The sequence below is a fragment of the Pseudomonas bohemica genome (assembly GCF_002934685.1).
Lineage (GTDB): Bacteria > Pseudomonadota > Gammaproteobacteria > Pseudomonadales > Pseudomonadaceae > Aquipseudomonas > Aquipseudomonas bohemica.
This window is the reverse complement of the sequence record NZ_NKHL01000039.1, coordinates 1-3,863: the sequence shown is the minus strand read 5'-3', so window position 1 is coordinate 3,863 and position 3,863 is coordinate 1. Positions and strand designations below refer to the sequence as shown.

The window sequence follows — 3,863 nt, the reverse complement described above, 5'->3', positions numbered from 1 at the left end:
AAGCAAAGCAGGACCTGAAGACTGGCGCTGTACCTGTGGGAGCTGCTGGAGCTGTGCGACAGCCGCGAAGGCGGTGGATCATACACCTCACCTTTCACAGACCCACCGCGTTCGCTGCCGTCGTAACCTCCGACGTCTCCTACAAGTTCCGAGTCGGACCGGGATTTTGCGCATTTACACAATCCCTTGTGGTGCGCCTACAGCTTTGTTTGCGCGATATCTCGGGCGACCAAAGCAAAGCAGGATCAGGACCTGAAGCTGGCGCTGTACCTGTGGGAGCTGCTGGAGCTGTGCGACAGCCGCGAAGGTGGTGGGTCAGACAGCTCACCTTTCACAGACCCACCGCATTCGCTGCCGTCGTAACCTCCGACGTCTCCTACAAGTTCCGAGTCGGACCGGGATTTTGCGCATTTACGCAATCCCCTTGTAGTAGGCCGACTTGCCGACGGCTGCGCGATATTTGAGGCGACGCAAATCGCGACTTGGATGTAGGCCAAACCAGGAGCAAGCGCTTTTGGTTACTTTTGGCCGGTCCGGCTTCCGGCTTTTTCAAAAGTAATTCGCCGAAGGCGAAACAATCCGGGCGTAAGGACGAATCTCACCGACGCCACCCAAAAATCCAATCCCCAAACACCGCCAAATCCCAACCAAACCCACAAAATTGCAGCTTTTATTGGGCTTCATGACGCCAACACATTTATCATCCGCACCAGTCAGCGCATCCCGGCGGGCTTCAGCGGCCGAGGAAAGCGCCTGGTAACGCAGACAAAATTGGCTTGCGACGCGACCAAGGGTTAATGTTCGGCGCGACGCTGGACGATTAGACTGCGCCGCGAGTTTCGATTCTTCATGCCGCCGGCCGCGGCGTGAGTTAGCCAGAGACGCCAGAGTGGCGCCTCGGCCTGTTCTAAGGAGTACGCATGGCTGTCTACAACTACGACGTAGTGGTACTGGGTTCCGGCCCAGCTGGAGAAGGCGCGGCAATGAACGCCGCCAAGGCTGGGCGCAAGGTAGCCATGGTCGACAGCCGTCGGCAGGTCGGCGGTAACTGCACTCACCTGGGCACGATCCCGTCCAAGGCGTTGCGTCACTCGGTCAAGCAGATCATCCAGTTCAACACCAACCCGATGTTCCGGGCCATTGGCGAACCACGCTGGTTCTCGTTCCCGGATGTGTTGAAAAACGCCGAAAAAGTCATCAACAAGCAGGTCGCCTCGCGCACCGGCTACTACGCTCGCAATCGTGTGGACGTGTTCTTCGGCACCGGCAGCTTTGCCGATGAGCGCACCATCGACGTGGTCTGCAATACCGGCGTCGTCGAAAAACTGGTCGCCAACCAGATCATCATCGCCACCGGCTCGCGCCCTTATCGCCCTGCCGACATCGACTTCACCCACAAGCGTATCTATGACAGCGACACCATCCTCAGCCTCAATCACACGCCTCGCAAGCTGATCATCTACGGTGCTGGCGTGATCGGTTGCGAATATGCGTCGATCTTCAGCGGTCTGGGCGTGGAAGTCGAACTGATCGACAACCGCGATCAACTGCTGAGTTTCCTCGATTCGGAAATTTCCCAAGGCTTGAGCTATCACTTCAGCAACAACAACGTAATGGTTCGCCACAACGAAGAATACGAGCGCGTCGAAGGCTTGGACAATGGCGTGATCCTGCACCTCAAGTCCGGCAAAAAGATCAAGGCCGATGCCCTGCTGTGGTGCAACGGCCGTACCGGAAATACCGACAAGCTGGGTCTGGAAAACGTCGGGATCAAGGCCAATGGTCGCGGCCAGATCGAAGTGGACGAGGCCTACCGCACCAGCAAGCCGAACATTTATGGCGCCGGTGACGTGATCGGCTGGCCGAGTCTGGCAAGTGCCGCCTACGACCAGGGCCGTTCGGCCTCGGGCAGTGCGGTGGACAATGGCGCTTGGCGTTTCGTCAACGACGTGCCGACCGGCATCTACACCATTCCGGAAATCAGCTCGATCGGCCAGAACGAACACGATTTGACCCAGGCCAAAGTGCCATACGAAGTGGGCAAGGCGTTCTTCAAGAGCATGGCGCGGGCGCAAATTTCCAATGAGCCGGTGGGTATGTTGAAGATCCTGTTCCACCGCGAAACCCTGGAAATCCTCGGTGTGCACTGCTTCGGCGATCAGGCATCGGAGATCGTGCACATCGGTCAGGCGATCATGAACCAGCCGGGTGAGGCGAATACGCTCAAGTACTTCGTCAATACCACCTTCAACTACCCGACCATGGCCGAAGCCTATCGGGTGGCGGCATACGACGGTCTGAACCGGCTTTTTTGAGTGGCTCCGGCCGGTGGCCTGAGCCGGCCGGGGAGACCGATTTCAGTAATTCCCGAGGGTGGCGCTGGCCAAACCGGGAAAGTCTGTAATCAGGCTGTCAACGCCGAAGTCGGCGAGTCTGCGCATCAGCGCGGGCTCGTTGACTGTCCACACTGACACATGCAGGCCCTGACTCTGGGCTTTCTTCAAGCGCTCGGGCGAACACAGCGTCCAGTTCAACGCGAGAATTTCACAGCCATAACTTTGTGCGACCTTCAACGGGTCCAGCCAGGCGTATTCGGCGACCAGCCCCCGCGAGGTATCCGGCGTCAGCTCAAGAGCTGCGCGCAGGACTTCCCGCGAGCCTGAAGTGATGGTGACCTTGTCCAGCAACCCGTGACGCTGGGCCATTTCCCGAATCGCCAGCACCGTAGTCGCTGCGCGGGTGCGAGAAGCGCTTTTCACTTCCAGCTGCCAGTGATCGAAGGCGCATTTCTCGAACAGTTCTTCCAGCCGCGGAATAGGGCACGGCTGCACCCAACCGGGGCCGCCCTTGCGCGCGTCGTAGGTGACGAGGTCCGCCGCTGCATGCTCGACCACCTTGCCGCGCCGGTCGGTAGTGCGTTTGAGGGTTGGGTCGTGGATCACCATCAGCTCGCCATCGCGCGACAGGTGCAGGTCCAGTTCGCAACGCTTGACCCCGTGTTTGAGGCATTCCTGAAAGCTGGTCAGGGTGTTTTCCGGTGCTTCGCCTTTGGCGCCGCGGTGGCCATAAATCAATGTCACAAATACTCCTTAAGACTTTCCAGGATAAGTGCTGCGCTCGGCCATGCTGCGTTAATAACAGGCTCGGAATGCTCGTTCAGGTGCCCTGAAATCGGGAGCAACCCCGGCCGCCTGTTTTTGCCTTGCCTGCCCGTCGCTCGCCACTGCACGTGCAGGCTTGCATAAATTGATTCATTTCTGATCAGGATGGTTCTGCTCTCGAGCCAGCCGTCGTTGCGCAGCTTGTCGTTGCAAGATGTGTCGAGCCAGCAACTGACGTTGGGCATCGCTCAGTTCGATCCACTCGGTGCCGACCTCGAAATCACCGATGGTCAGCGAGTGGCACTGCGTGACTTTGGCGCGCAGCAGCATCCCGGAAGCCTGGGGCATCAGCACCATTTTCACTGACAACAGGCTGCCGACCGGGAAGGGCTGGTGGGATTCGAATTGCAGGCCGCCCTCGGACATGATCACTTTTTGCGGGGCGCCCAGCTTGCCGAGCACGGTCTGGGCCACCAGTTGACCCAGCAGATCGATGCGTTTGCTCATGGCCCGCAGGAAGCTGTTGGTGGTACGGTCGCGGTCGTCCAGTTGGCGCAGCAGATGCTGCGACTCGAACTCGGCGACGTGCAGTTCGCTTAGCAGATCGAAGAGTGTCGAGGTGTCGCGATGAGCGAGTTCGTCGACTGAACCGGACGCTGGAATGCGTTGAATTTCCAGTGCGACGCTGTCCTCGATACGGTAGTATTCGCAGCGTTCTTCTTCATCTAATGTCGACATGGCGAACCCATGGTAGCGGCGGTT

3 protein-coding genes are annotated in these 3,863 nt (G+C 58.8%); 1 reads left to right on the top strand and 2 read right to left on the bottom strand.

Annotated elements, in window-relative coordinates; translation table 11 throughout:
* The first annotated feature begins 920 nt into the window (after positions 1–920).
* A complete protein-coding gene (gene sthA, locus CE491_RS00240; protein WP_110946390.1) occupies positions 921–2,315 on the top strand; it encodes a Si-specific NAD(P)(+) transhydrogenase in 1,395 nt (464 codons plus the stop codon).
* 42 nt (positions 2,316–2,357) lie between these two features.
* Here sthA and CE491_RS00235 read toward each other — a convergent pair whose 3' ends face one another.
* Entirely contained in the window at positions 2,358–3,080 is a 723-nt protein-coding gene (locus CE491_RS00235) for a glycerophosphodiester phosphodiesterase (RefSeq protein WP_110946389.1), read from the bottom strand.
* Positions 3,081–3,251: 171 nt separating this feature from the next.
* Positions 3,252–3,839, bottom strand: a complete 588-nt coding sequence (locus tag CE491_RS00230) for a PilZ domain-containing protein (RefSeq protein WP_110946391.1) — start codon at positions 3,837–3,839, stop codon at positions 3,252–3,254.
* Positions 3,840–3,863 lie beyond the last annotated feature (24 nt).

Bases quoted from the DNA above. Each gene is read 5' to 3' on its own strand.
- sthA (WP_110946390.1), top strand. From the start codon at position 921: ATGGCTGTCTACAACTACGACGTAGTGGTACTGGGTTCCGGCCCAGCT.
- CE491_RS00230 (WP_110946391.1), bottom strand. From the start codon at position 3,839: ATGTCGACATTAGATGAAGAAGAACGCTGCGAATACTACCGTATCGAG.